The organism is Klebsiella sp. GB_Kp056, assembly GCF_040064755.1.
Taxonomy (GTDB): Bacteria; Pseudomonadota; Gammaproteobacteria; order Enterobacterales; family Enterobacteriaceae; genus Klebsiella; species Klebsiella quasipneumoniae.
Genome location: NZ_JBEAJA010000058.1, coordinates 15,179 through 40,257 on the forward strand (window position 1 = coordinate 15,179; position 25,079 = coordinate 40,257).

Annotated in this window: 26 protein-coding genes; 12 read left to right on the forward strand and 14 right to left on the reverse strand. The window is 60.7% G+C overall.

The window, feature by feature from the left end; all coding sequences use genetic code 11:
- Positions 1-2: 2 nt before the first annotated feature.
- Genes ABLV52_RS19465 through ABLV52_RS19485 form a run of 5 tightly spaced genes read right to left on the reverse strand, consistent with a single transcriptional unit; the run spans position 3 to position 4,534 of the window.
- Entirely contained in the window at positions 3-698 is a 696-nt protein-coding gene (locus ABLV52_RS19465) for an ABC transporter ATP-binding protein (RefSeq protein WP_004204908.1), read from the reverse strand.
- The gene (locus tag ABLV52_RS19470) at positions 691-1,473 is read right to left on the reverse strand and encodes an ABC transporter ATP-binding protein (RefSeq protein ID WP_032453292.1); all 783 of its coding nucleotides are present in this window, start codon (positions 1,471-1,473) and stop codon (positions 691-693) included. Before ABLV52_RS19470 ends, ABLV52_RS19465 begins: the two co-directional genes overlap by 8 nt.
- Positions 1,460-2,509 (reverse strand): branched-chain amino acid ABC transporter permease, encoded by a 1,050-nt coding sequence (locus ABLV52_RS19475; protein WP_049013815.1) that lies wholly within the window; start codon positions 2,507-2,509, stop codon positions 1,460-1,462. Before ABLV52_RS19475 ends, ABLV52_RS19470 begins: the two co-directional genes overlap by 14 nt.
- Positions 2,509-3,408: a branched-chain amino acid ABC transporter permease gene (locus ABLV52_RS19480; protein ID WP_348890837.1), complete on the reverse strand. Its 900-nt coding sequence runs from the start codon at positions 3,406-3,408 to the stop codon at positions 2,509-2,511. The genes ABLV52_RS19475 and ABLV52_RS19480 overlap by 1 nt, the downstream gene beginning before the upstream one ends.
- Before the next feature lie 19 nt (positions 3,409-3,427).
- Positions 3,428-4,534: an ABC transporter substrate-binding protein gene (locus tag ABLV52_RS19485; protein WP_072096492.1), complete on the reverse strand. Its 1,107-nt coding sequence runs from the start codon at positions 4,532-4,534 to the stop codon at positions 3,428-3,430.
- On the opposite strand from ABLV52_RS19485, the gene ABLV52_RS19490 reads away from it, so the two are divergent.
- A complete protein-coding gene (locus tag ABLV52_RS19490) occupies positions 4,527-4,670 on the forward strand; it encodes a hypothetical protein (protein ID WP_032428606.1) in 144 nt (47 codons plus the stop codon). The genes ABLV52_RS19485 and ABLV52_RS19490 overlap by 8 nt on opposite strands.
- A 440-nt stretch (positions 4,671-5,110) precedes the next feature.
- On the opposite strand, the gene eutC is transcribed toward ABLV52_RS19490, so the two are convergent.
- From eutC to eat, 3 genes are read right to left on the reverse strand one after another with little or no spacing between them, the layout of a single operon-like run.
- Positions 5,111-5,887, reverse strand: coding sequence for an ethanolamine ammonia-lyase subunit EutC (gene eutC, locus ABLV52_RS19495; protein WP_348890838.1), 777 nt, complete (start codon positions 5,885-5,887; stop codon positions 5,111-5,113).
- Positions 5,884-7,272: an ethanolamine ammonia-lyase subunit EutB gene (locus ABLV52_RS19500; RefSeq protein ID WP_023288556.1), complete on the reverse strand. Its 1,389-nt coding sequence runs from the start codon at positions 7,270-7,272 to the stop codon at positions 5,884-5,886. The genes eutC and ABLV52_RS19500 overlap by 4 nt, the downstream gene beginning before the upstream one ends.
- Before the next feature lie 9 nt (positions 7,273-7,281).
- The gene (gene eat / locus ABLV52_RS19505; RefSeq protein WP_348890839.1) at positions 7,282-8,661 is read right to left on the reverse strand and encodes an ethanolamine permease; all 1,380 of its coding nucleotides are present in this window, start codon (positions 8,659-8,661) and stop codon (positions 7,282-7,284) included.
- 62 nt (positions 8,662-8,723) lie between these two features.
- On the opposite strand from eat, the gene ABLV52_RS19510 reads away from it, so the two are divergent.
- The 7 genes from ABLV52_RS19510 (at position 8,724) to tauD (ending at position 14,917) form a co-directional block, all read left to right on the forward strand.
- Positions 8,724-8,852 carry a hypothetical protein gene (locus ABLV52_RS19510; protein ID WP_072199122.1) on the forward strand — a complete coding sequence of 43 codons (129 nt, stop codon included), beginning with the start codon at positions 8,724-8,726 and terminating at the stop codon, positions 8,850-8,852.
- Positions 8,853-8,934: 82 nt separating this feature from the next.
- Positions 8,935-10,344 carry an S-methylmethionine permease gene (gene mmuP / locus ABLV52_RS19515; RefSeq protein ID WP_032453383.1) on the forward strand — a complete coding sequence of 470 codons (1,410 nt, stop codon included), beginning with the start codon at positions 8,935-8,937 and terminating at the stop codon, positions 10,342-10,344.
- Positions 10,331-11,263, forward strand: a complete 933-nt coding sequence (mmuM, locus tag ABLV52_RS19520) for a homocysteine S-methyltransferase (RefSeq protein WP_032453384.1) — start codon at positions 10,331-10,333, stop codon at positions 11,261-11,263. Before mmuP ends, mmuM begins: the two co-directional genes overlap by 14 nt.
- A gap of 240 nt (positions 11,264-11,503) precedes the next feature.
- The gene (gene tauA, locus ABLV52_RS19525; protein WP_004204897.1) at positions 11,504-12,466 is read left to right on the forward strand and encodes a taurine ABC transporter substrate-binding protein; all 963 of its coding nucleotides are present in this window, start codon (positions 11,504-11,506) and stop codon (positions 12,464-12,466) included.
- An 11-nt stretch (positions 12,467-12,477) separates the two neighbouring features.
- The gene (gene tauB, locus ABLV52_RS19530; protein ID WP_023288561.1) at positions 12,478-13,245 is read left to right on the forward strand and encodes a taurine ABC transporter ATP-binding subunit; all 768 of its coding nucleotides are present in this window, start codon (positions 12,478-12,480) and stop codon (positions 13,243-13,245) included.
- Positions 13,242-14,069 (forward strand): taurine ABC transporter permease TauC, encoded by an 828-nt coding sequence (gene tauC / locus ABLV52_RS19535; RefSeq protein WP_049013810.1) that lies wholly within the window; start codon positions 13,242-13,244, stop codon positions 14,067-14,069. The genes tauB and tauC overlap by 4 nt, the downstream gene beginning before the upstream one ends.
- Complete coding sequence (gene tauD, locus ABLV52_RS19540) at positions 14,066-14,917, forward strand: taurine dioxygenase (protein WP_023288563.1); 852 nt, start codon at positions 14,066-14,068, stop codon at positions 14,915-14,917. The genes tauC and tauD overlap by 4 nt, the downstream gene beginning before the upstream one ends.
- Before the next feature lie 161 nt (positions 14,918-15,078).
- Here the strand turns inward: tauD and ABLV52_RS19545 are convergent, their stop codons facing one another.
- From ABLV52_RS19545 to ampH, 4 genes are all read right to left on the reverse strand, one after another.
- Positions 15,079-16,797, reverse strand: a complete 1,719-nt coding sequence (locus tag ABLV52_RS19545; protein WP_348890840.1) for a GNAT family N-acyltransferase — start codon at positions 16,795-16,797, stop codon at positions 15,079-15,081.
- A 178-nt stretch (positions 16,798-16,975) separates the two neighbouring features.
- Positions 16,976-17,467, reverse strand: a complete 492-nt coding sequence (locus ABLV52_RS19550) for a transposase (RefSeq protein WP_348890841.1) — start codon at positions 17,465-17,467, stop codon at positions 16,976-16,978.
- Between the two features lie 255 nt (positions 17,468-17,722).
- A complete protein-coding gene (hemB, locus tag ABLV52_RS19555) occupies positions 17,723-18,697 on the reverse strand; it encodes a porphobilinogen synthase (protein ID WP_002890201.1) in 975 nt (324 codons plus the stop codon).
- Positions 18,698-18,803: 106 nt separating this feature from the next.
- Entirely contained in the window at positions 18,804-19,964 is a 1,161-nt protein-coding gene (ampH, locus tag ABLV52_RS19560; RefSeq protein WP_023288566.1) for a D-alanyl-D-alanine-carboxypeptidase/endopeptidase AmpH, read from the reverse strand.
- Between the two features lie 219 nt (positions 19,965-20,183).
- Between ampH and ABLV52_RS19565 the strand changes: the two genes are divergently transcribed.
- From ABLV52_RS19565 to ABLV52_RS19575, 3 genes are all read left to right on the forward strand, one after another.
- On the forward strand, positions 20,184-20,696 hold the full coding sequence (locus ABLV52_RS19565) for an isochorismatase family protein (protein ID WP_072096510.1): 513 nt from the start codon (positions 20,184-20,186) through the stop codon (positions 20,694-20,696).
- Positions 20,697-20,813: 117 nt separating this feature from the next.
- Positions 20,814-22,034, forward strand: a complete 1,221-nt coding sequence (gene sbmA, locus ABLV52_RS19570; RefSeq protein ID WP_032453450.1) for a peptide antibiotic transporter SbmA — start codon at positions 20,814-20,816, stop codon at positions 22,032-22,034.
- A gap of 18 nt (positions 22,035-22,052) precedes the next feature.
- Positions 22,053-23,159, forward strand: coding sequence for a DUF1615 domain-containing protein (locus tag ABLV52_RS19575; RefSeq protein ID WP_348890842.1), 1,107 nt, complete (start codon positions 22,053-22,055; stop codon positions 23,157-23,159).
- Here the strand turns inward: ABLV52_RS19575 and ABLV52_RS19580 are convergent.
- Positions 23,156-23,458: a YaiY family protein gene (locus ABLV52_RS19580; RefSeq protein WP_023288568.1), complete on the reverse strand. Its 303-nt coding sequence runs from the start codon at positions 23,456-23,458 to the stop codon at positions 23,156-23,158. The genes ABLV52_RS19575 and ABLV52_RS19580 overlap by 4 nt on opposite strands.
- A 252-nt stretch (positions 23,459-23,710) precedes the next feature.
- Here ABLV52_RS19580 and ABLV52_RS19585 point away from each other — a divergent pair, with 252 nt between their 5' ends.
- The gene (locus ABLV52_RS19585; RefSeq protein WP_004204881.1) at positions 23,711-23,914 is read left to right on the forward strand and encodes a DUF2754 family protein; all 204 of its coding nucleotides are present in this window, start codon (positions 23,711-23,713) and stop codon (positions 23,912-23,914) included.
- Between the two features lie 31 nt (positions 23,915-23,945).
- On the opposite strand, the gene ddlA is transcribed toward ABLV52_RS19585, so the two are convergent.
- Entirely contained in the window at positions 23,946-25,043 is a 1,098-nt protein-coding gene (gene ddlA / locus ABLV52_RS19590; RefSeq protein ID WP_023288569.1) for a D-alanine--D-alanine ligase, read from the reverse strand.
- Positions 25,044-25,079 lie beyond the last annotated feature (36 nt).

Genomic DNA, 25,079 nt, shown 5'->3' on the forward strand with positions numbered 1-25,079 from the left:
CCTTATCCCCCCAGATACATCCGCTTAATTTCCGGGTTAGTCAGCATCTCCCGCGCCGCGCCTGACAAGGTGATCCGGCCATTCTCCAGGACATACGCCCGATCGGCGATCGCCAGCGCGGCCGTCGCATTCTGCTCCACCAGCAGCACCGTCATATTCTCTTCGCGCAGTTGCTTAATGATGCCGAACAGCTCGCCGACAATTTTCGGCGCCAGCCCGAGGCTCGGTTCATCCAGCATCAATAACACCGGCTCGCTCATCAGCGCCCGGGCGATGGCCAGCATCTGCTGCTCGCCGCCGCTCATGGTGCCCGCCATCTGATGGCGCCGCTCCTTGAGCCGTGGAAAGAGGGCGTACATACGATCGCGCAGGCGGGTGTAGCCGGCGAGATTATTGTAAGCGCCCATGCGCAGGTTCTCTTCGATGGTCAGGTTGGTAAAGACCCGGCGTCCCTCCGGCACCAGCGCCAGCCCGCGACGTACGATCTGGTGGGTCTGGCTGCGCGAGATATCGTCGTTGAGGAAGCTGACGCGCCCGCTGGAGCGCACCAGGTTGACGATCCCATTGAGGGTGGAGGTTTTACCGGCGCCATTGCTGCCGATCAGGGTGACGATCTCCCGGTCATAAACATCGATATCGACGCCTTTCAGCCCCTGGATCACGCCGTAAAAGACCTTCAGTTCTCTGGCGTTAAGCATAATTGGCTTCTCCCAGATAAGCGGAAATGACGTCCGGATGCTGGATCGCCTCGGCCATCAGGCCGCTGAACAATGGCTTACCATACTCCAGGACCATCACCCGTTCGCACAGACGGTTGACGAAGGGCATATCGTGCTCGATTAACAGGACGCTGAGCTGATAGTCATGGCGCATGCGGAAGATCAGCTCCGCCAGATCCTCGGTCTCCTTTGGGTTCATCCCGGCGGCCGGCTCATCGAGCAGCAGCAGCTTCGGCGAGGTGGCCAGCGCGCGGGCGATCTCCACTTTGCGCTGGTTGCCATAGCTCAGGTTCGTGGCCTGCATATGGGCGAAGTGGGCGATGCCGATGTCTTCCAGAATGGCCATCGCTTTGGCCTTCGCCGCCCGCTCGGCCGGAAAGTAGCGGCCAATGTGCAGGGCCGCCTCCAGCAGCGAGTAGCGGCTGGCGCGGTCGAGTCCAACCATCACGTTCTCCAGCACCGTCATCGAGTTAAACAGCCGGATATTCTGGAAGGTGCGGGCGATCCCGGCGTTGACCACCTGGTTGGGCTTCAGCCCCTTCAGCGACGTGCCCGCGAGGGTGACGCTGCCGCTGGTGGGCTTATAGTTGGCGGTGATGACGTTAAACAGGGTGGTCTTGCCCGCGCCGTTAGGGCCGATAAGGCCAAAGATCTCCGCTTCATCAACATGGAAGCTGACGTTGTCGATGGCCCGTAGGCCGCCAAACTGCATGGTGACGTCCTGCACCTGCAGGATGATTTTATTTTCCGCCATAGCTGCTGTTCCTTCTTCCCATCTGCCAAATCTCTTTTTTCCCCAGCAGCCCTTCGCGGGCGAAAAGCATGATGATCAGCAGCAGCAGGGAGAAGACCACCATTCTCAGGCCCGGATAGGCGCCGAGATCGTGACCGAAGAACTGCAGCGGCTGGTCGAGAAAGCGCAGCCACTCGCCGCTGCCGACCACCAGCACGGTGCCGAGCAGGGCGCCGGTGGTGCTGCCGAGCCCGCCGAGGACGATAATAATCAGCAGCTGGAAGGTGAGCATAAAGTCGAACAGCCCCGGGGAAATGGTGGTCAGCAGGGAAGCCAGCAGACCGCCGCCGATCCCTTCGAAGAAGGCGCTGGTGGCGAAGGCGCAGGTTTTAATGCGGAAGGTGTTGACCCCCATGGCGATCGCCGCATCTTCATCGTCGCGAATGGCTTTCATCATCCGGCCATACTTCGACCACACCAGCTGGAGGATCATGCCGGTGGCCAGCAGGGCGAACAGGCCGCACCAGAACAGGAGATGCGGCTGCTGCGGAATATCGTTCAGCCCGATGGCGCCGTTGGTGATTTGCGGGTTGTTAATGGCGAGGATCTTGATGATAAACCCGAAGCCGAGGGTGACGATGGCCAGGTAGTCGCCGCGCACCCGGAAGACCGGCACGGCGAGGCACACCGCCAGCGCCGCCGCGCACAGGCCGCTTATCAGCAGGGCGGGGAGGAAGCCCGCGTGCAGGCTGAGGATCCACGGGCTGGGGGCGGCCATTTCAAACATATCTATTTTGCTGTCGCTGGAGAGGATCAGCAGGGCGGTGACGTAGGCGCCCACCGCCACGAAGCCGTTCGGCTCCAGCGACAGCTGGCCGGTCACGCCGTTGATCAGGTTGTAGCTGACCGCGAGGATCATAAAGATAAAAATGGTGCTGATGACGCGAACAATGTAGTCATTGAAAACCACGTTGATTCCGGCCAGCAGCGCGATACAGATGACAATAATGGCCAGGTTGCGCAGCTGCGCCCCGGCGGTGGTCGTCGCGTTGAGCATCAGAAACGGCTCCTTTCCAGACGTTCGTCGCCCATAATGCCGACCGGGCGGAACAAGAGGACCAGAATCAAGAACAGGAAGGCGAAAGCGTCTTTATAGCCGCCCAGTTCGGGGAAGATCGCCACCGCGACCACCTCGGTAAAACCAAGGATAAAGCCGCCCAGCACCGCGCCGGTGACGCTGCCGATCCCGCCCAGCACGGCGGCGGCGAAGGCCTTCAGGCCGATAAGCACGCCCATCAGGGGATCGATCGTCGGGTAGCTGATGGAGTAGAACACGCCGCCGAGCGCCGCGAGGCTGCTGCCGAGGGCGAAGACCAGGGAGATGATCCGGTTGGCGTCAATGCCCATCAGACGCACGGTGTTGACGTCAAAGGCTACCGCGCGGATCGCCATTCCATAGCGGGTGCGGTACAGCAGCCAGAGGATCGCCAGCAGCAGCAGGACGGTGATCAGCGGCACAATCCACGCCACGTTGGTAATGATGACGCTGCCGAAGGCCCGGGTCTGGTTGAAAAAGTCAGGGGCGGAGAAGAAGCGCGAGCTGCCGCCAAACAGCACGTTAAACAGGTTTTCGAGGAAGAAGCTGACGCCGATGGCGGTGATCAGCATGGAAATTTTCGAGGCCTGGCGCAGCGGACGATAGGCGACCCGGTCAATCAGCATGCCAAACAGGCCGCACAGCCCGAGAGTCAGGAAAACGGCTACCCCGAAGGGTAGCCCAATCGAAGAAAATAAAAACAGCGTACTAAACGCGCCGACCATCATCACGTCCGCATGGGCGAAGTTGATCAGCCTTAGCACGCCATAAACCATCGTATAACCGATGGCAATCAGGGCGTACATGCCCCCAAGACTCATTCCATTGACCACTTGCTGGAGAAAAATGGCGCCGTCCATTTTGTAGCCTCGTCACAACTTAAGGGTTAACCACGGTACGAAACGCCAGCTTGCCATCTTTCACTTCGTTGATGACCGCGCTGCGAATGGCGTCGCCGTTCTGTAACGTCAGCGTGCCGGTCACGCCCTGGAAATCTTTGGTGGCGCGGATTTTTTCATTCACGCAGACCCGATCGTGGGGATCGCTGCACTGGTTCATGGCGTTGACGATAACGTTATAGGCGTCCGCCGCCATAGCGCCCCAGGTATGGGTCGGCTGCTGGTATTTGGCTTCCCAGGCTTTGATGAAGGTTTCCCCGGCCGGGGTCTGCTCCTTGGCGTTCGGCGAGTAGTAATCGGTGGTCATATAGCCGTTGACCGCGTCTTTACCCACATCGAAGAAGACCTGATCCGCGGCCAGACCGTCGCCGCCCACCACCGGTTTGTTGAGCCCCAGCTGTTTTGACTGCACGGCAATCAGCGCCCCTTCGGTGTAGTAGATCGGCATATAAATCATGTCGACATTCTTCGCCTTGACGCTCGCCAGCTGGGCTTTAAAGTCCTTGCTGCCGCCCGGGGCCTGTACCTCGATGGGAATGGTGCCGCCGTTTTTCAGGAACTGGGTGCGGAACGCTTTCGCCAGGCCGACGGAGTAATCGTTGCTACTGTCAAACACGATGGCGGCGGTTTTGGCTTTCAGATCGCGGGAGGCCAGATTGGCCCCGACCACCCCCTGGAAGCTGTCCGAGAAGCAGACCCGGCTGACGTACGGATGGTTGCGGGTGACGCGGTCGTTGGTGGCGGTGGAAGAGACCAGCGGCGTTTTGCTGTCGTCGGCGATCTTGGTCATCGCCAGGGTGTTGGAGGAGGTGACTTCCCCGATCACGGCATCCACTTTATCGCTGGAGACCAGCCGCTGCATGGCGTTGGCCGCTTCGACTTTGTCGCTTTTATCATCGATAACGATAAGCTTGATGGTATCGCCATTTTTTAACGTCGGGGTGATGGTCTGAATAATGTCCAGCCCTTTCTGCGACGGCTGACCATAGCCGCTGAGGGCGCCGCTCAGGGGTAATACCACCCCGATTTTAATTTCCGCTGCCTGCGCGCTGCTCGCGCCGGCCAGCGCGGCTACCAGCGTGGCCATTAAAGACGCTTTCCCGGAAAACGATTTCATTGGTATTTCTCCGTCGGTCGATTATTTATCTTTAACCATCAATGACTGCATAACATTGAGGAATAATTCGCCAGCGTATCTGGCGAATTATTGGCTGTTATGTTGAATAGATAACGAGATATATACCCTAAATAATTCGAGTCGCATGAAGGCGGCATGTGAGCGAGTCCCCAGGCGCTTGCAGAAGTCAGTGACTGGGGGGAGAGAACGCAGCCAACGCACATGCAACTTAAAGTATGACGGGTATTTTTAAGGCGCTGAATTACCTTACAACGTCCGTTTCGTTTTTACTCATGCAATATTCTTATTACCTGCAGGCAAGGGCATAAGGCTGGTGACAACACGGCTTTTGATACGCTGAACGTATTTTCCAAGGTGGCGACTGGCGCCTTATCCGGCCTGGAAAAAAAGCAATATAAACCGGTTGAACGGTTTCCACAGGCTCGCGCAGCGAAGCGCCGCCGGGCGATTTCAGCGCGCACCCGAATATAATATTCAGGTGCGCCAGGTAATATTAAAAATCTATTCTTCGGCTCGCGTGACTTATTATTTTAAAGGGGTCAATGGTTTTATTTTTCCATGCAGCGCCGGATTATCGCTTTCATCTTTCAGGCGCACGCCGGTAAGCCGTCGTAAAAAAGCCTGCTCCAGCAGCCAGGCCAGTTTAAAGGCGGCGGCGTCATGGCTCAGCCCTTCCGGGCGAATATTGGAGATACAGTTGCGCTCTGACTCCAGCCGCTGCCGATGGGGCTGCCAGGTGAGGTAGACGCCGAGGCTGTCCGGCGAGGAGAGGCCCGGTCGTTCGCCAATCAGGATCGCCACCGCGCGGGCTTTCAGGGTTTCGCCAATATCATCCCCCAGCGCCACCCGCGACTGATGGGCCAGCACCACCGGCGCCAGGCCGATCCCCAGCGTCTGCAGCCAGGGCAGCAGGGCGCGGATCAACGGCACCGCCTGACGCTCTACCGCCCAGGAAGAGAGGCCGTCGCCGATCACCAGCAGCAGGTCGGCGGGGCGGACGCCGCTGGCGGCGAGGTCGGCGCGACTCTGGTCGGCGAGCTGACGCCCGAGATCCGGGCGCCGCAGATAGGTATGACGGTCCGGCGCGGCGCTGTGCACCGTCAGGGTGTCGAGGCCGAGCGCCGCCAGCGGCGCCACCAGCTGCTGGCTGGCGAACGGCTGATGAATGGCGTCCCGCGCTCTGGCGTGGGCCAGACCAAAGTTAAGGACTTCGCGGGTCGGCAGGCTGGCGCCGCTGCGGCCCAGGGCGATCCGCGCATCGGTAAATTCACGCAGCGGGTTCCAGGCGTCGGGACGGTTCATACGGGGGCTCCTTGCGGCAGAACGGACAGCAGCGGATGGCGGGCGTCGGTGAGCCGCAGCGCGCCGTGCGGATCGATAATTTGCATCTTCGCCAGCCAGTCGGCGAACTCCGGGGCATGCTTTAAGCCCAGCAGACGACGGGCGTAGAGCGCGTCATGGAACGAGGTGCTCTGGTAATTAAGCATGATATCGTCCGCCCCTGGCACGCCGATCAGGAAGGTGAGCCCGGCGGCGCACAGCAGGGTCAGCAGGGTGTCCATATCATCCTGATCCGCTTCCGCGTGGTTGGTATAGCAGACGTCGCAGCCGATCGGCAGACCCATCAGCTTGCCGCAGAAGTGATCCTCCAGCCCGGCGCGAATAATCTGCTTGCCGTCGTAGAGATACTCCGGACCGATAAAGCCAACCACCGTATTGACCAGCAGCGGTTCAAAGTGGCGGGCGACGGCGTAGGCCCGCGCCTCGCAGGTCTGCTGGTCGACGCCGTGGTGGGCGTTGGCCGACAGGCAGCTCCCCTGGCCGGTCTCAAAATACATTACATTGTTGCCGAGGGTGCCGCGACCGAGGCTGAGGGCCGCCTCGCGGGCCTCCTGCAGCATGGCAAGGTTGATGCCGAAGCCGCTGTTGGCCGCTTCGGTTCCCGCCACCGACTGAAACACCAGATCCACCGGCGCGCCGCGCTCAATCAGCTGCAGCGTATTGGTGACGTGGGTCAGAATGCAGGACTGGGTGGGAATGGCGAAGCGCTGGATAATATCGTCCAGCATCACGTTCAGCTGCGCCAGCACCGGTAAGCTGTCGCTGGCCGGGTTGATGCCGATCACCGCATCCCCGGCGCCGTACAGCAGTCCGTCGAGCATACTGGCGGCGATGCCTTTCAGGTCATCGGTGGGATGATTGGGCTGCAGGCGCACGCTGAGGTGGCCGGGCAGGCCGATGGTGTTGCGAAAGCGCGTCACCACCTGACACTTGCTGGCGGCGAGGATCAGATCCTGATTGCGCATCAGCTTGCTTACCGCCGCCGCCATCTCCGGGGTGATAGCGCGGGCGACCCGCTGCAGCGTGGCGGTATCGGTGGCATCGTCCAGCAGCCAGTCGCGGAAATCGCCGACCGTCAGGTGACGCAGGGCGGCAAAGCCCTGCGCATCATGGGTGTCGAGGATCAGGCGGGTCACTTCGTCCTGCTCGTAGGGGATAAGCGGATTGTCGAGAATGTCGGTCAGCGGCACCTCGGCGAGGGTCATTTTCGCCGCCATCCGCTCTTCGGCCGAGTGGGCGATAACGCCCGCCAGGGCGTCGCCGGAGCGGGCCGGCGACGCTTTCGCCATCAGCGTTTTCAGACTATCAAAGCGCCATACCTGGCCCGATAGCGTGGTTTTATACATGCCGCCTCCTCAGGAGACCGTGCGCAGTTGAGGATCCACTGGCGCCCGTTCACGGGCCGCTGCGGTTTTGCGGAACCACAGGTAGCCGCCGAGCATCATCGCCGCGAAAATCAGCGCCAGCAGCAGGTTATACCAGACCATCGCCACCAGGCAGATCACCGCCATGCCGAGGGCAAAGGCCGGCGCCAGCGGGTAGAGCGGCGCGCGGAACGGACGGATCAGCTTCGGCTCGCTACGGCGCAGTTTGAACAGCGCCGCCATGGAAGTGATATACATAACAATAGCCCCAAATACCGACATGGTGACGATGCAGGCGGTCAACGGCATGCCGCTGATGGTGATCAGCGAGTCGGAGAAGATCGCGGCGATACCCACCACGCCGCCGGCGAGGATCGCCAGATGCGGGGTGCGGGTGCGGCGGTTGAGGGAGGCCAGCCCGGCGGGCAGATAGCCGGCGCGGGCGAGGGAGTAGATCTGCCGCGAGTAGCCCATAATGATGCCGTGGAAGGAGGCGACGAGGCCAAACAGCCCCAGCCACACCAGCATATGCAGCCAGCCGCTGCCGTTGCCCACCACCGTCTTCATCGCCTGAGGCAGCGGGTCGTTGATATTGGACAGCGCGCGCCAGTCGCCGACGCCGCCGGCGAAGACCATCACGCCGATCGCCAGCACCGTCAGCGTCAGAATGCCGCCGCCCAGGGCGCGCGGAATGGTGCGCTGCGGATCTTTTGCCTCTTCGGCGGCCATGGAAGCCCCCTCAATGGCGAGAAAAAACCAGATAGCGAACGGAATGGCGGCGAACATCCCCGGCAGCGCCAGGCCGCTAAAGCTTTCCGCGCCCGCCCAGCCGTTGGCGGTGAAGTGGCTCCAGGAGAAGCCGGGGGCGACCACGCCCATAAACACCAGCAGCTCGAAGATGGCCAGCAGGGTGACGATCAGCTCGAAGGTGGCGGCGATGCCGACGCCGAGGATATTGAGCGTCATAAAGATCCCGTAAGCGCCGCAGGCGACCCACTTCGGATCCAGCGCCGGAAACTGCACGTTGAGGTAGGCGCCGATGGCCATGGCGATGGCCGGCGGGGCGAAGACGAATTCAATCAGAGTGGCAAAACCGGCGATAAAGCCGCCGGTGGGCCCGAAGGCGCGGTAGGCGTAGGCGAAAGGGCCGCCAGCGTGCGGGATGGCGGTGGTCAGCTCGGTAAAGCTGAAAATAAAGGCGCAGTACATGGCGGCGACCGCCAGGGCGACGACCATAAACCCCATCGTGCCCGCCTGCGACCAGCCGTAGCTCCAGCCGAAGTACTCCCCGGATATCACCAGTCCGACGGCGATCCCCCATAAACGAAAACTGCCGAGCGTTCTTTTTAAGGTGGTGGTGTGCTCTGTCATACGTGTTGCCTCGCCAGATAGAAAGGTTCTGAACGACAGGCTGCAAAGAGAGTGCCAGAACGTTGTCCGCCGCGATGAGGCGCCAGCCCGTGGCGCGCTCACCGGCGCTGCGCAAAAATGGGGCAGGCTGCACGCTGTCGGCGCGCGACCTGGTGCAGCGGCTTTGCTTTTTCCGCGGTGGCACGGTATAACACTTCTTCTTTTGGATGTTTAGATGTCTATACGTTTATACGCATCATGGCCCGGGCAAGCGGGCTGGCGTGAGAAAATAAAATGCAAAGCACAACACAACAACAAGGTGGGCAACTGAAGCGCACCATGAAAACGCGCCATCTGATCATGCTGTCGCTCGGCGGCGTGATTGGCACCGGCCTGTTCTTTAATACCGGCTATATCATCTCCACCACAGGCGCGGCCGGAACGCTGCTGGCGTATCTGATTGGCGCCCTGGTGGTCTGGCTGGTGATGCAGTGCCTCGGCGAACTGTCGGTGGCGATGCCGGAGACCGGCGCCTTCCACGTCTACGCGGCGCGCTACCTTGGCCCGGCGACGGGCTATACCGTGGCGTGGCTCTACTGGCTGACGTGGACGGTGGCGCTGGGTTCGAGCTTCACCGCCGCCGGCTTCTGTATGCAGTACTGGTTCCCGCAGGTGCCGGTCTGGATCTGGTGCGTGGTGTTTTGCGCGGTGATTTTCGGTCTTAACATCATTTCGACCCGCTTCTTCGCCGAAGGCGAGTTCTGGTTCTCGCTGGTGAAAGTGATCACCATCATCGCGTTTATTATTCTCGGCGGCGCGGCCATTTTCGGCATCATTCCGATGCAGGATGGCTCCCCGGCGCCGGGCCTGCGCAATCTCACCGCCGAAGGCTGGTTCCCGCACGGTGGCCTGCCGATCCTGATGACCATGGTGGCGGTGAACTTCGCCTTCTCCGGGACGGAGCTTATCGGCATTGCCGCCGGAGAGACGGAAAACCCGCATAAGGTCATTCCGGTCGCCATTCGCACCACCATCGCCCGGCTGATTATTTTCTTTATCGGCACCGTGTTTGTGCTGGCGGCGCTGATCCCGATGCAACAGGCGGGGGTGGAGAAAAGCCCCTTCGTGCTGGTGTTTGAAAAGGTGGGCATCCCTTACGCGGCGGATATTTTCAACTTCGTGATCCTGACGGCGATCCTCTCGGCGGCCAACTCCGGCCTGTACGCTTCCGGGCGGATGCTGTGGTCGCTGTCGAACGAGAAGACGCTGCCGGCCTGCTTTGCCAAAGTCAATAAACGGGGCGTGCCGGTGACCGCGCTGTCGGTGAGTATGCTGGGCGGCGTGCTGGCGCTGTTCTCCAGCGTGGTGGCGCCCGATACGGTGTTTGTGGCGCTGTCGGCGATCTCCGGCTTTGCGGTGGTGGCGGTGTGGTTGAGCATCTGCGCCTCGCACTTTATGTTCCGCCGCCGCCATCTGCAGCAGGGTAAGGCGCTGAGCGATCTGCAGTATCGCGCCCCCTGGTATCCGGTGGTGCCGATTCTGGGCTTTGTGCTGTGCCTGGTGGCCTGCGTGGGCCTCGCTTTTGACCCGAGCCAGAGAATTGCGCTGTGGTGCGGGATCCCCTTTGTGGCCCTGTGCTATGGTGCCTGGTATCTTACTCGTTCACGGAAAATGACTCAGGAGCCACAACATGTCGCAGACTAATCCGTTTACCGCCCTGCTTGCCGCCCAGCCTTTTGTGCTGCTGGACGGCGCCATGGCCACCGAGCTGGAGGCCCGCGGCTGCGATCTGGCTGACAGCCTGTGGTCGGCGAAAGTGCTGCTGGAGAACCCGCAGCTGATCCGCGATGTGCATCTCGACTACTTTCGCGCCGGAGCGCAGGTGGCGATCACCGCCAGCTATCAGGCCACTCCCGCCGGCTTTGCCGCGCGCGGCCTGGATGATGCGCAGTCCCGGGCGCTGATCGGCAAAAGCGTCGAGCTGGCGCGCAAAGCGCGCGAGGCGTACCTCGCCGAGAATCCACACGCCGGCACGCTGCTGGTCGCCGGTTCGGTGGGGCCGTATGGCGCCTTTCTCGCCGACGGCTCGGAGTATCGCGGCGATTATCAGCGCAGCGCGGCAGAGTTCCAGGCCTTCCACCGCCCGCGCGTCGAAGCGCTGCTGGATGCGGGCGCCGACCTGCTGGCCTGTGAAACCCTGCCGTCATTCGCCGAGATCCAGGCCCTGACAGCCCTGCTGCAGGAGTATCCCCGCGCCCGCGCCTGGTACTCCTTCACGCTGCGCGACGCCGAACATCTCAGCGATGGCACGCCGCTGCGCGAGGTGATGGCCGCCCTGGCGGATAACCCGCAGGTGGTGGCGGTGGGCATCAACTGTATCGCGCTGGAAAATACGCCCGCGGCGCTGGCGCATCTGCACAGCCTGACGGCGCTGCCGCTGGTGGTCTATCCTAACTCCGGCGAACATTATGATGCGGTGAGCAAGACCTGGCACCATCATGGCGAAGCGTGCGCCAGCCTGACGGATTATCTGCCGCAGTGGCTGGCGGCCGGGGCGAGGCTGATCGGCGGCTGCTGCCGCACCACGCCGAAGGATATCGCTGAGCTTAACGCGAAGCGCTGAGTTTTGTGCCGGGTAGCGCTGCGCTTATCCGGCCTACACCTTGCGCGATCTGTAGGCCGGGCAAGGCGTAGCCGCCACCCGGCGCCAACCCTCTGCCGCCAACCCACCGCGCAAAATCAACTATCCTTTCCCGCTTTTTTTCTAAAAACGATTCGCTATTAGCCAGAATTTTTAATTACTTCATCTCCATCCTGATGCCGGAAATACTGCACCTATAACAACTCAGGGGAAGCAGACATTATGGCATTCACATCGCGAATTACTCTTCTGGCGGCGCTGGCCGTCGCCGCCTTCCAGGCGCAGGCGGTCAATGTGACCGTGGCGTATCAAACCTCCGCTGAGCCGGCGAAAGTCGCCCAGGCGGACAACACCTTCGCCAAAACCAGCGGGGCGACCGTCGACTGGCGGAAATTTGACAGCGGCGCCAGCGTGGTGCGCGCCCTGGCCTCCGGCGATGTGCAGATCGGCAATATCGGCTCCAGCCCGCTGGCGGTGGCCGCCAGCCAGCAGGTGCCGATTGAAGTGTTCCTGCTCGCTTCAAAGCTCGGCAACTCCGAAGCGCTGGTGGTGAAGAAAAGCATCACCAAACCGGAAGATCTGATCGGCAAACGCATTGCCGTGCCGTTTATCTCCACCACCCACTACAGCCTGCTGTCGGCGCTCAAACACTGGGGCATCAAGCCGGGCCAGGTGCAGATTATTAACCTGCAGCCGCCGGCGATTATCGCCGCATGGCAGCGCGGGGATATCGACGGGGCTTACGTCTGGGCGCCAGCGGTTAACGAACTGGAAAAAGAGGGCAAGGTGCTGACCGATTCCGCGCAGGTCGGGGAGTGGGGCGCACCGACCCTCGACGTCTGGGTGGTCCGTAAGGACTTCGCCGAGCAGCATCCGGAGATCGTCAAAGCGTTTGCTAAAAGCGCCATCGACGCCCAGCAGCCCTACATCGCCAACCCGGAGGCATGGCTGAAACAGCCGGACAACATCAGCAAGCTGGCGCGCCTGAGCGGCGTGCCGGAAGCCGATGTCCCCGGGCTGGTGAAGGGGAACACCTACCTGACCGCCGCTGAGCAGGCGCAGGCGCTGAACGGGCCGGTCAATCAGGCCATCGTCGATACCGCGCGCTTTCTGAAAGAGCAGGGCAAAGTGCCCGCGGCGGGAACCGATTATCGTCAGTACGTTACTGACCGTTTCGTGAAGTAAAGGAGGCGGCGATGCTGCAAATCTCGCATCTTTCCGCCGACTACGGCGGTAAACCGGCGCTGGCGGATATCAACCTGACGCTGGAGAGTGGGGAGCTGCTGGTGGTGCTGGGGCCTTCGGGCTGCGGTAAAACTACCCTGCTGAACCTGATTGCCGGATTCGTGCCCTATCAGCACGGCAGCATCACCCTCGAAGGTCAGCGGGTGACCGGGCCGGGCGCAGAGCGCGGCGTGGTCTTCCAGAACGAAGGCCTGCTGCCATGGCGCAATGTGCAGGATAACGTGGCGCTGGGGCTGCAGCTGGCGGGCGTGGATAAAGCGCAGCGGCGGCAAGCGGCGGCGCAGATGCTGAAAAAGGTTGGCCTCGAAGGGGCGGAAAAGCGCTTTATCTGGCAGCTGTCCGGCGGTCAACGCCAGCGGGTGGGCATCGCCCGGGCGCTGGCGGCGAATCCGCAGCTGTTGCTGCTGGATGAGCCCTTCGGCGCGCTTGACGCCTTTACCCGCGAGCAGATGCAAACGCTGCTGCTGACGCTCTGGCATGAGACCGGCAAACAGGTGCTGCTCATCACCCATGACATTGAAGAGGCCATCTTTATGGCGACCGAGCTGGTGCTGCTGTCGCCGGGGCCGGGGCGGGTGGTGGAGCGGCTGCCGCTGGATTTCAGCCGCCGCTTTGTCGCGGGCGAACCCTGCCGCAGCATCAAATCCGACCCGCGGTTTATTGAACAGCGGGAATACATTCTGAGCCGGGTGTTTGACCAACGGGAGGCTTTCTCATGAGCGTGGTACTGAACGACAAACCGCGTCAACTGACGCTGAAGTGGCGCTGGCCGCTCTCCCGTCAGCTCACCCTCAGCGTGGCGACCCTGGCGGTGTTGCTGGCCGTCTGGTGGGCGGTCGCGGCGCTGCAGCTGATTAGCCCGCTGTTTCTGCCGCCGCCGGGCCAGGTGCTGCAGAAGCTTATCACTATCGCCGGGCCGCAGGGCTTTATGGATGCGACGCTCTGGCAGCACCTGGCGGCGAGCCTGACGCGGATCGTTATCGCTCTGCTGGCGGCGGTGCTGATCGGCGTGCCGGTGGGGATCGCCATGGGGCTCAACTCAACGGTGCGCGGGATCCTCGATCCGCTGATCGAGCTTTATCGTCCGGTGCCGCCGCTGGCCTACTTACCGCTGATGGTGATCTGGTTTGGCATCGGTGAAACGTCGAAGATCCTGCTGATCTACCTGGCGATTTTCGCCCCGGTAGCGATGTCGGCGCTGGCGGGGGTAAAAAGCGCGCAGCAGGTGCGGATTCGCGCCGCCCGTTCGCTGGGCGCCAGCCGGGCGCAGGTGCTGTGGCTGGTGATCCTGCCCGGCGCGCTGCCGGAGATCCTCACCGGGCTGCGCATTGGTCTTGGCGTCGGTTGGTCAACGCTGGTGGCCGCTGAGCTGATCGCCGCCACCCGCGGGTTAGGATTTATGGTGCAGTCCGCCGGCGAGTTTCTCGCCACTGATGTGGTGCTGGCGGGGATTGCGGTGATTGCCATTATCGCCTTTTTACTGGAACTGGGTCTGCGCGGGCTGCAGCGGCGCCTGACGCCCTGGCATGGAGAAGTACAATGAGTGAACGTCTGAGCATTACCCCGCTGGGGCCGTATATTGGCGCGCAGGTGACCGGGGCGGATTTAACCCGTCCGCTGAGCGACAACCAGTTTGAACAGCTGTATCACGCGGTGCTGCGTCATCAGGTGGTATTCCTGCGCGAGCAAAATATCACCCCGGCGCAACAGCGCGACCTGGCGCTGCGGTTTGGCGACCTGCATATCCATCCGGTCTACCCTCATGCCCCGGGCGTGGAGGAAATTATCGTCCTCGATACCCATAACGATAATCCGCCGGATAATGACAACTGGCATACCGATGTCACCTTTATCGACACGCCGCCCGCCGGCGCTATTCTGGCGGCGAAAGAGTTGCCGACGACCGGCGGGGACACCCTGTGGACCAGCGGCATCGCCGCCTGGGAAGCGCTATCAGAGCCCTTCCGGCAGCTGCTGAGCGGCCTGCATGCGGAACACGATTTCCGTAAATCGTTCCAGGAGTATAAGTACAACCACACGGAAGCCGAGCATCGGCGCTGGCAGGAGGCGGTGGCGAAGCATCCGCCGCTGCTGCACCCGGTGGTGCGTACCCACCCGGTGACCGGCAAGCAGGCGCTGTTCGTTAACGAAGGCTTTACCACGCGGATTGTCGACGTGACCGAGAAAGAGAGCGCGGCGCTGCTGAGCTTCCTGTTTGCCCATATCACCAAACCGGAGTTTCAGGTGCGCTGGCGCTGGCAGCCGAACGATGTCGCTATCTGGGATAACCGGGTAACCCAGCATTACGCCAATGCCGACTATCTGCCGCAGCGGCGGATCATGCACCGGGCGACGATCCTTGGCGATAAGCCGTATTACCGGGCGGGGTAAGGCTTGTATCAGCCGCGAGCCGCGGAGAAAAGCGGATGCTGCATTGCCCGCTGCTTCCCGGAGGCGGCGCCTGACGCGCCTTTTCCGGGCGACCGAACCGTCGGAAACGGTGAACCGTAGCCCGGCTAAGGCGCAACGCGCCGCAAGCCGGGAAAAAGCGTTTATGCCGATTTTTGCGCACCCAGATGCGCGCCAATATAGCGCTGATAGCGATTGGCCTTCAGGTAGGTGAGATCCACCAGCACCAGACCATCCACGCAGTTATTGAAATCCGGATCGCTGCCGAAATCGATAAACTGCACTCCGCCCGGCTCGCACACTTCCGAGTACTGCTTATACAGCGGCGGGATCGCGCAGCCGAGATTGCCCAGCAGGGACTTCAGCCGGGCCAGGTCGTCGTTGTAATCCTCCCCGCCAAACTGCGCCAGCACGTCGGGCAGCGACGCCGGATAAGGGCGACGCGACTCCGCCAGCGGATGCGTCGCCGGGAACCACAGCCGGTAGAACGCCACCAGCAGATCGCGAGCGGCGGGCGGCAGCCCGCCAGAAATCGACACCGGGCCAAACAGATAGCGATAGTGCGGATAGCGCGCCAGATAAGCGCCGATGCCGGACCACAGATAGTCCAGCCCGCGTCGACCCCAGTAGCGCGGCTGGATAAAGCTGCGCCCCAGCTCAATGCCGTGCTGCAGGATGTCGTCCATCCGCCCGTCGTAGTGGAAGAGACTGGAGCTGTAGATCCCCTCCAGGCCGCGCTTTGCCAGCTGTATGGCCGTCGGCATAAAGCGGTATGCGCCGACGATTTCCAGATCTTCTTCATCCCACAGGATCAGATGCAGATAGTCGTCGTCATACCGGTCGATATCCCGCCGTTTGCCGCTGCCTTCCCCGACCGCGCGGAAGGCGATTTCCCGCAGGCGTCCCAGCTCGCGCAGCAGCGGCGCCTCCTCCTGGCCGTTGCGCTGCCAGAGGTAAATCACTTTGCCGTCGGCGGTGCGGCCCAGGCATTCGGCCTTGTGCAGTTCGCGTTTAAGCCGCGCCCGGTCTTCCGGACGGGCGATGGCGCTTTCGGTTTTAAACCGCCCCGGCAGCCCTTCGCGCAGCTGGTCAAGGTGCTGATAGCAGCGGCCGGTAAGCTCGCGAGCGCTGGACTGGGCATCGAACCAGCTCGACCAGGGGATCTGCTGGCCGATGCGCACCGGCAGGCTGCTGTTGCGCCGGCGAAACATCTGTTGCATCAGCAGGAGCAGCGGCAGGTTGTCGGAGACCAGGGTGCTGGCGTAAAACAGGGCGCTGTTGTGGGCGTTAATCCACGCCGGCAGCAGCGGGGCGCGATATTTTGCCGCCAGCTTAATAAAGCCCGAGTGCCATTTTTTATCGCGGATGCCGCGACGGGTGAGGCGGGAGACTTCCCCCGCCGGGAAGAAGATCAGCACCCCGCCGGCCTGCAGCTGCTGGTCCATCTGCTGCAGCGCCGTTTTAGCGGTGCGGCCATGAATATTATCCACCGGGATAAACAGCGAGCTCAGGGGCTCAAGGTGGGTGAGCATGCGGTTGGTGACCACTTTGACATCGCGGCGCACGCGGGATACCGCATACAGGAGCGCCAGGCCGTCGAGGGTGCCGGTGGGGTGGTTAGCGATAATGACCAGCGGGCCATATTCGGGGATTTGTTCGAGATCGTGCGCCGGGATAGCGCAGCGAATATTGAGGTATTCCAGCACCTGTTCGACCGTATCAAGCCCCTTCAGGTGGCGGTGACGGTCGGCAAATTGTTGAAACTCTTCCTCATAAAATAGCTTTTTTAACAGTTTCTTTTGCCAGGGGGCGGGCCTCGCCTGAGGCCACAGGTCATCGAGTACGTTGTCGAGACTAAACATAGTGGCTCCTCCTCCGTCCTGCCCAGACAGTAGAAGGTAGAGATGTCGTTCAGATTACAGTTGGGTGAAGTTTCGCTCGCAGCGGGGGAGGTTTCCCGGATAGCGGCTAACGCCTCATCCGGGCTACGGTTGGCGCCGATTTGTAGCCCCGGTAAGCGTCAGCGCCACCGGGGAGAGGCTATCGGCGTTCACCGCAGCTAAGATCAAAGCTATCGCCAGCCCAGTTTGGGGGATATAGCCCGCGCTGGACATCGCGATGAAAGGTTGAAAATGGCCAATCGATCACCCGGGTGACCCAGCCATGCTTAAGTGGATTGATATGGATGTAATCAACGTGTCGGCGGTAATCATCTTCATCGCGTATGGCATGCTCCCAGAAGCGCGGTTGCCAGAGGGGTTGTCGTTTTAACGTTCTGGTAAAACAGCCTTTGATATCTCTCCAGCGTGAAGAAAAATCGTCATCATTATGAGGTAGTGTCCAGATGCAATGCAGATGTTCAGGCAACACCACCCAGGCATCAATAATAAAGGGGCGATGTTGTTTAACAACAGCGACAGAGTAGCGCAATAATTCTATGTTTTCAGTTAGGTGCATGCTTCTACGGTCTTTAACGTTAACAGTGAAGAACCAGGTTCCCCCCTTAATGTAATAACGTCGATAAGCCACCACAGGATCTCCTGGAATTCGGTATTTATGATGTGGTTTAACACGTTAGAAGGCGAAATCCGGTACGCCAAGGAGAAGGCGCAGAAGGTGGAAAGCGGCGCGCAAAGTTTTAGCTACAGATATTGATTAGCGCCTGTCCCCGGATAGCGGCGCAAGCGCCTTATCCGGGCTACGGTGTGGTGGTCGCGATAAATACAGCGCACCGGGGATGAGGTTTGGTAGCCCCGGTAAGCGTAGCGCCACCGGGGAGAGGGAGGCTTAACGGAGGATTTTTTTCTCGGCCAGGTCGAGGGCGAAATAGCTGAAGATCAGGTCGGCGCCCGCGCGTTTGATCGCGCCAAGGCTTTCCAGAACCACTTTCTCTTCATCGATAGCGCCCGCCTGGGCAGCGAATTTGATCATCGCGTACTCCCCGCTGACCTGATACGCGCCGAGCGGCAGATCGCTGCGCTCGCGGATATCGCGGAGAATATCCAGGTAGGCGCCAGCCGGTTTCACCATCAGGCAGTCGGCGCCCTGGGCTTCATCGAGCAGCGACTCGCGAATGGCTTCCCGGCGGTTCATCGGGCTCATCTGATAGGTTTTACGATCGCCCTTCAGCGCGGTACCGGCCGCTTCGCGGAACGGGCCGTAGAAGGAAGACGCGAACTTGGTCGAGTAGGACATGATCGCCGTATTGGTGAATCCGGCAGCGTCCAGCGAGCGGCGAATTGCCTGCACCTGACCATCCATCGCGGCGGAAGGGGCGATGAAGTCCGCGCCGGCGGCGGCGGCGACAACGGCCTGTTTGCCAAGATTTTCCAGGGTCGCGTCGTTGTCCACCCCGTGGTCGCACAGCACGCCACAGTGGCCGTGGGAGGTGTATTCGCAGAAGCAGGTATCGGACATGACGATCATCTCCGGCACCGTGGACTTACAGATCCGCGACATACGCGCCACCAGACCATTTTCATTCCAGGTATCGCTGCCGGTGGCGTCGGTGTGATGAGAAATGCCAAAGGTCATCACCGAGCGAATGCCGGCATTGGCGATGCGTTCGATCTCACGCGCCAGATATTTTTCCGGAATACGCATCACGCCGGGCATAGCCTCGATCGCTTTGTAATCATCAATTTCTTCTTCAACAAAGATCGGCAACACCAGGTCGTTCAAACTCAGTGTTGTCTCTTCAAACAGGGCGCGCAGCGCAGCGGATTGACGCAGGCGGCGGGGGCGAGTGATTAAATCTGTCATGGTTTGCCTGATTTTGTGAAATGAAAGACGGTAGTGTAACTGAAATGGCAGCGGGATGTTTCGCCAAAACGATCGTTATGTCGCATCGGCGAAACCTCCTCCGGGCTTACTGGCTGGCCGTCTGCATGTTGGGCTGCGCGCCGCTCAGCTCGCTGACCAGGTCGTTGATGCCATCGCTCATATTGTTGAAGCGGGTTAACGGCGAGCGGGTCACCACCACAAAAGCGCCGACGTTAGCCTGCGGATTCATCGCCATATAGGTGATAAACCCGCCGCCGCCGCCGGTTTTCTGAATAATCCCCGGATGGCCATTCTTCGGCTTCATATACACCCAGCCAAGCCCCAGCGCGTCGGCGCGGCCCGGCACGTCCATACCGATCACCCGGGTCAGCTGGTTACGCTGATAAATCAGCGTCTGCATCCGGTCGGCCTGCTGGCCGCGGGTATAGAAATCGGATGACAGGAACTGCTGCATCCAGCGCATCATATCCCCCGGCGTCGAGTAGACTCCGCCGCTGCCGATCGCCGCCAGGGTGTTATTGCACGGGCTGGCGCCTTTTTCCGGGATCATCAGCCGCTGGCACTGGTCCGGCGACGGGGTAAAGGTGGTGTCCTTCATCCCCAGCGGTCGGGTGATCTGCTCTTCAAATAGCTGCGGATAAGGTTTGCCGGCGGCGGTGGAGAGCGCGTCCGCCAGCAAATCGAAGGCCAGGTTGGAGTAGGCCGCCTGCGAGCCCGGCGCGGTCTTCAGGGTCGCGGTAGAGAGCCAGCTCCAGCGCTGCTGGCGGGTCGGCCAGACAAACACCGGGCGATGGGCGGCGCCGCCAGGCTGTTCGCGCGGCAGGGCGCTGGTATGGGTCGCGAGATTCACCAGGGTGATCGGTTTTCCCTGCCAGTCAGGCACCCGGGCGCCCGGCGGGGCGTATTTGCTCAGCGGATCGTCGAGTTTCACCACCCCCTGGTCGAGCAGCTTCACCAGCATCTCGCTGGTCATCAGTTTGCTGAGGGAGGCGATACGGATCACCGAGTCGAGCTGCGGGTGCTGATTATTCCCGGGGCGGGTTTCGCCAAAGCTGCGAAACACACGCTGATTGCCATCGATCACCACCAGCGCCATGCCGGTGGCGCCGCTGCCGTAGTAGATATGATTGGCGTAACGATCGACCACATCCGAGGCGAAAACCGGGTCAACGGTGGGCTGTACGGCCTGCGCCGAGGTCCACGACGCCGCGCACAGCGCAGCAAAAATGAGCAAACTACGTTTCAACGGAAATCATCCATTAAATAAATAAAAGAGAAGAGGGTATTTATACTACGAAGTGGCGCAGAACAAAGCGGGATTCACGACATTCCTGCAGGAAAAAGGTAACGGTGCGTAAAAAAGACTTTTTTACGCTTTCGGATATCGGCTTTTTTCGCCGGCGCGTATGATGACCGTTTGGCTGAAGGTTCGCGGGAGAAAACAATGGCGGCTCAACGGGTAGTGATGGTCGTGGATATGCAAAACGGCGTGTTCGCCACGCCGCGTCTGGCGCGCGAGCGCTGCGTCGCGCAAATTAATCGTCTGGTGCGCGCGGCGGATAAGGTCATTTTTATTCAACATGATGAGGCCGGCGGCCTCGAAGCCGGCAGCGAAGGCTTCGCCCTGCTCCCTGAGCTGGAGCAGCCGGCCGGCGCGCTCTATGTCACTAAAACCGCCTGCGACGCCTTCTATCACACCTCGCTGGAGCAGGTGCTGCGGGAACACGACATTCAGCAGTTTGTCATCTGCGGTTGCGCCACCGACTACTGCCTCGACACCACCATTAAAAACGGCGCCAGCCGCGGATACGGCATTGTTATCGCGGAAGATGCCCACACCACCGCCAACCGCCCCGCCGCGCAGGCCGCGACGCTCATCGCCCACTACAATGAGGTGTGGCGTACGCTGACCGTTCCTGGCAATCCTTTACAGGTGAAACCCACAGAAACAATTCTGCACGCCTGGCAGCAGAACTAAGCTGTTGATATCCGGTCTTATCATCCGTCTGCCCCGCGAGAACGCTTTCACGCGGCGGCCGACGTATGCGTCGTATACAGCAATAGCAGAACGATAAGAAGTTAGCAGGAGACAATGATGTTTAAATCTTTTTTCCCCAAACCGGGGCCGTTTTTTATTTCTGCCTTTATCTGGTCGCTGCTGGCGGTGATCTTTTGGCAGGCGGGCGGCGGCGACTGGCTGCTGCGGGTCACCGGGGCATCGCAGGATGTGGCGATCAGCGCGGCGCGCTTCTGGTCGCTCAACTATCTGGTGTTCTACGCTTACTATCTGTTTTGCGTCGGCGTGTTTGCGCTGTTCTGGTTTGTCTACTGCCCGCATCGCTGGCAGTACTGGTCGATTCTCGGCACGTCGCTCATCATCTTCGTCACCTGGTTTCTGGTGGAAGTGGGGGTGGCGATCAACGCCTGGTATGCGCCGTTCTATGACCTGATCCAGAGCGCGCTGGCCACCCCGCATAAGGTCAGCATCAACCAGTTTTATCATGAGATCGGCATCTTTCTCGGCATCGCGCTCATCGCGGTGATCATCGGCGTGATGAACAACTTCTTCGTCAGCCACTACGTCTTCCGCTGGCGCACGGCGATGAACGAACACTACATGGCCCACTGGCAGCATCTGCGCCATATCGAAGGCGCCGCGCAGCGTGTGCAGGAAGACACCATGCGCTTTGCCTCCACCCTGGAGGATATGGGCGTGAGCTTTATCAACGCGGTGATGACCCTGATCGCCTTCCTGCCGGTGCTGGTGACGCTCTCGCAACACGTTCCCGACCTGCCCATCGTCGGTCACTTGCCGTATGGCCTGGTGATTGCCGCGATCGTCTGGTCGCTGATGGGGACCGGCCTGCTGGCGGTGGTGGGGATTAAGCTGCCGGGTCTGGAGTTTAAAAACCAGCGCGTGGAAGCGGCCTATCGTAAAGAGCTGGTCTACGGCGAGGACGATGAAACCCGCGCCACGCCGCCGACGGTGCGCGAGCTGTTCAGCGCGGTGCGTCGCAACTATTTCCGTCTCTATTTCCACTATATGTATTTCAATATCGCCCGCATTCTCTATCTGCAGGTGGATAACGTTTTCGGCCTTTTCCTGCTGTTTCCGTCGATCGTTGCCGGTACGATTACCCTCGGGCTGATGACGCAAATTACCAACGTTTTCGGCCAGGTGCGCGGTTCGTTCCAGTACCTGATCAGCTCGTGGACGACGCTGGTGGAACTGATGTCCATCTACAAACGTCTGCGCAGCTTTGAGCGCGAACTGGACGGCAAACCGCTGCAGGAAGCGATCCCGACATTACGTTAATCAAGACAAGGAAGCAGGATGGCCGCACGTTTATCGCGCATTATACCCGGTTCATTGACGCTGCTGGCGGCCGTGGTGCTAAGCGCCTGTACCAGCCAACAGGCGCCGGTGTTGAAAGAGGGCGAGAAGCCCGTTGACGTGGCGTCGGTGGTGCGGCAGAAAATGCCCGCCAGCGTGAAGGATCGGGAGGCCTGGGCGCAAGCCATCGCCACCGCCTTTGACAGCCAGAAGCTGGCGCCGACGGAAGAGAACGTCTGCTCGGTGCTGGCGGTCGCGCAGCAGGAGTCCAATTATCAGTCCGACCCGGTGGTGCCGGGGCTGAATAAAATCGCCTGGCAGGAGATCGACCGCCGGGCGGAAAAAATGCACATTCCGCTGTTTCTGGTCCATACCGCGCTGAAGATCACCTCGCCAAACGGCAAAAGCTACAGCGACCGTCTGGACAACGTGAAGACGGAAAAGCAGCTGAGCGCTATTTTTGATGACTTTATCGGGATGGTGCCGATGGGGCAGAAGCTGTTCGGCTCCCTGAACCCGGTGCACACCGGCGGCCCAATGCAGGTCAGCATCGCCTTTGCCGAGCAGCACACCTCCGGCTACCCGTGGAAAATGAACGGTACGGTGCGCCAGGAGGTCTTCAGCCTGCGCGGCGGCCTGTGGTTTGGCACCTATCATCTGCTGAACTACCCGGCCAGCTACAGCGTGCCGCTGTACCGTTTTGCCGACTTTAACGCCGGCTGGTATGCCAGCCGTAACGCCGCCTTCCAGAACTCGGTGGTGAAAGCCAGCGGGGTGAAACTGGCGCTCGACGGCGACCTTATCCGCTATGACAGCGATGAGCCGGGCAGCACCGAGCTGGCGGTGCGCCGCCTGGCGGGCCAGCTGGGGATGAGCGACAGCGAGATCCATAGCCAGCTGAAAAAGGGCGACAGCCTGGCGTTTGAGAAGACCGACCTCTATCAACAGGTTTTCCGCCTCGCGGATAAAAAAACGGGCAAAACCCTGCCGCGGGAGATGTTGCCGGGGATCCAGCTTGAGAGTCCGAAAATCACCCGTAATCTGACGACGGCGTGGTTTGCGAAACGGGTCGATGAGCGGCGGGCAAGCTGTATGGCGCGGCGTTAACGGCGCCGACGCCAGCGCACAATGAGTGCCAGCAGCCCGATGAACGAGCAGCCGATCAGAAAAGGGATCAGGCCAAAGAGGGTGCCAACGGCGAGGCTGATATCGACCTGCGGACGGCTGGCGTCCTGGGCCTGCATCAGGCGCTCAAAGACTCCCGGGGCGTGGATCAGCATGCTGAGCATCTGCGCGCCGGCCCAGCAGCAGATCAGGACGAACAGTCCGTAAGCGACATGGCTGCCGGTCAGCGCCCCTCTTTTTTTATTTCCCAAAAGCGATTTTGAAAAACTGAATTCAGCCATAGGCCCTCCCACCTCTGTACTGCTGGTTTTTTCTCCAGCTCTATGGCAGGTATTCTGGCAGTGCGACGCCGTCGCCAGTATCAGATTGCTGGTAATTGCCCTCCAGGAATAATCCTGTTTTCGCCGTAGTGTTAACCGCGCCACAGGAAGGGAAAAGGGAGACCGGCGTCGCAATCCAGCAACATTCTCCATATCGCTACAGACCGCCGCGGGCGGCTATGCGAAGATGCGTTTTTTGCTGTTGGAGGCCGCATGAAGCTCACTGATAAAATTCGCCGTGACTGGCACTACTACGCGGTGGCGCTGGGGTTAATTTTTATTCTAAATGGCGTGGTGGGGCTGCTGGGGTTTGAGACGCAGGGCTGGCAATCTTACGCCGTCGGTCTGGTCACCTGGGTGATAAGCTTCTGGATCGCGGGCTTTGTGATCCGCCGCCGCCCGGCAGAAGAGGCCTGAGGCCGCCGCTGCCAGGCGGGGTAAACGCGTTTTAGTTCATGGAGGTTTTCAGCGCCCGGTCCGCGGCATGGCGCTCCAGCGCCAGCTCAATCAGGCGAGTGATCAGACTGGTGTAATCGAGGCCGCTGGCCTGCCACAGCTTCGGATACATGCTGATGTTGGTGAAGCCCGGCAGGGTGTTGATCTCGTTGATCACCACCTCGTTGTCGGCGGTGAGGAAGACGTCGACGCGGGCCATGCCGCTGCAGCCCAGGGCCTGGTAAGCCTGCACCGCGATAGCGCGGATCTTGTCGTTGATCTCCGGGGCGATAGCGGCGGGGACCACCACCTGCGCGCCCTGGTCGTCGATATATTTGGTGTCGTAAGCGTAAAACTCGCTGTTGAGGACAATTTCGCCGCAGGTACTGGCCTGCGGGTGGTCGTTACCCAGCACCGCACACTCAATTTCCCGGCCTTGAATGCCTTGCTCTACCACCACTTTATGGTCAAATTCAAAGGCCAGGGCCACCGCCTGATGGTACTGCTCTTCGTTTTTAACTTTGCTGACGCCAACCGACGATCCCTGGTTGGCCGGCTTAACGAACAGCGGCAGGCCCAGCTTCGCTTCGACATCGGCAAAGCTAAACTGCGCGCGGTTGGCGCGGGTCAGGGTGATAAACGGGGCGACGGCGAGCCCGGCGTCGCGCAGCAGGCGTTTGGTCACATCTTTGTCCATACAGGCCGCAGAGCCCAGCACATCGGATCCGACGAAAGGCAGATTGGCCATGCGCAGCATCCCCTGCAGGGAGCCGTCTTCGCCCAGCGTGCCGTGGACGATGGGGAAAATCACATCGATGGCCGCCAGCGGCTGGCCGCTTTCGGCGTTAATCAGCTGCTGCGCTTCACGGCCCGGGATCTGCGCCAGAGTCACCGTTGAAGGGCGCAGGGCGATGCGGGCAGGATCCTGAGCATTGAGCAGGTAGTTGCCGGCGTCGTTGATGTGCCATAGCCCCTGTTTATCAATCCCCAACAGAACCACATCGAAGCGTGATTTATCAATCGCTTCCACGATATTCTTCGCTGACTGCAGCGACACTTCATGCTCTGCCGACTTACCGCCAAAAACGATCCCAACCCTCATCTTTGCCATTTCAACTTCCATCCAGATTACATCAAAGGGCATAAC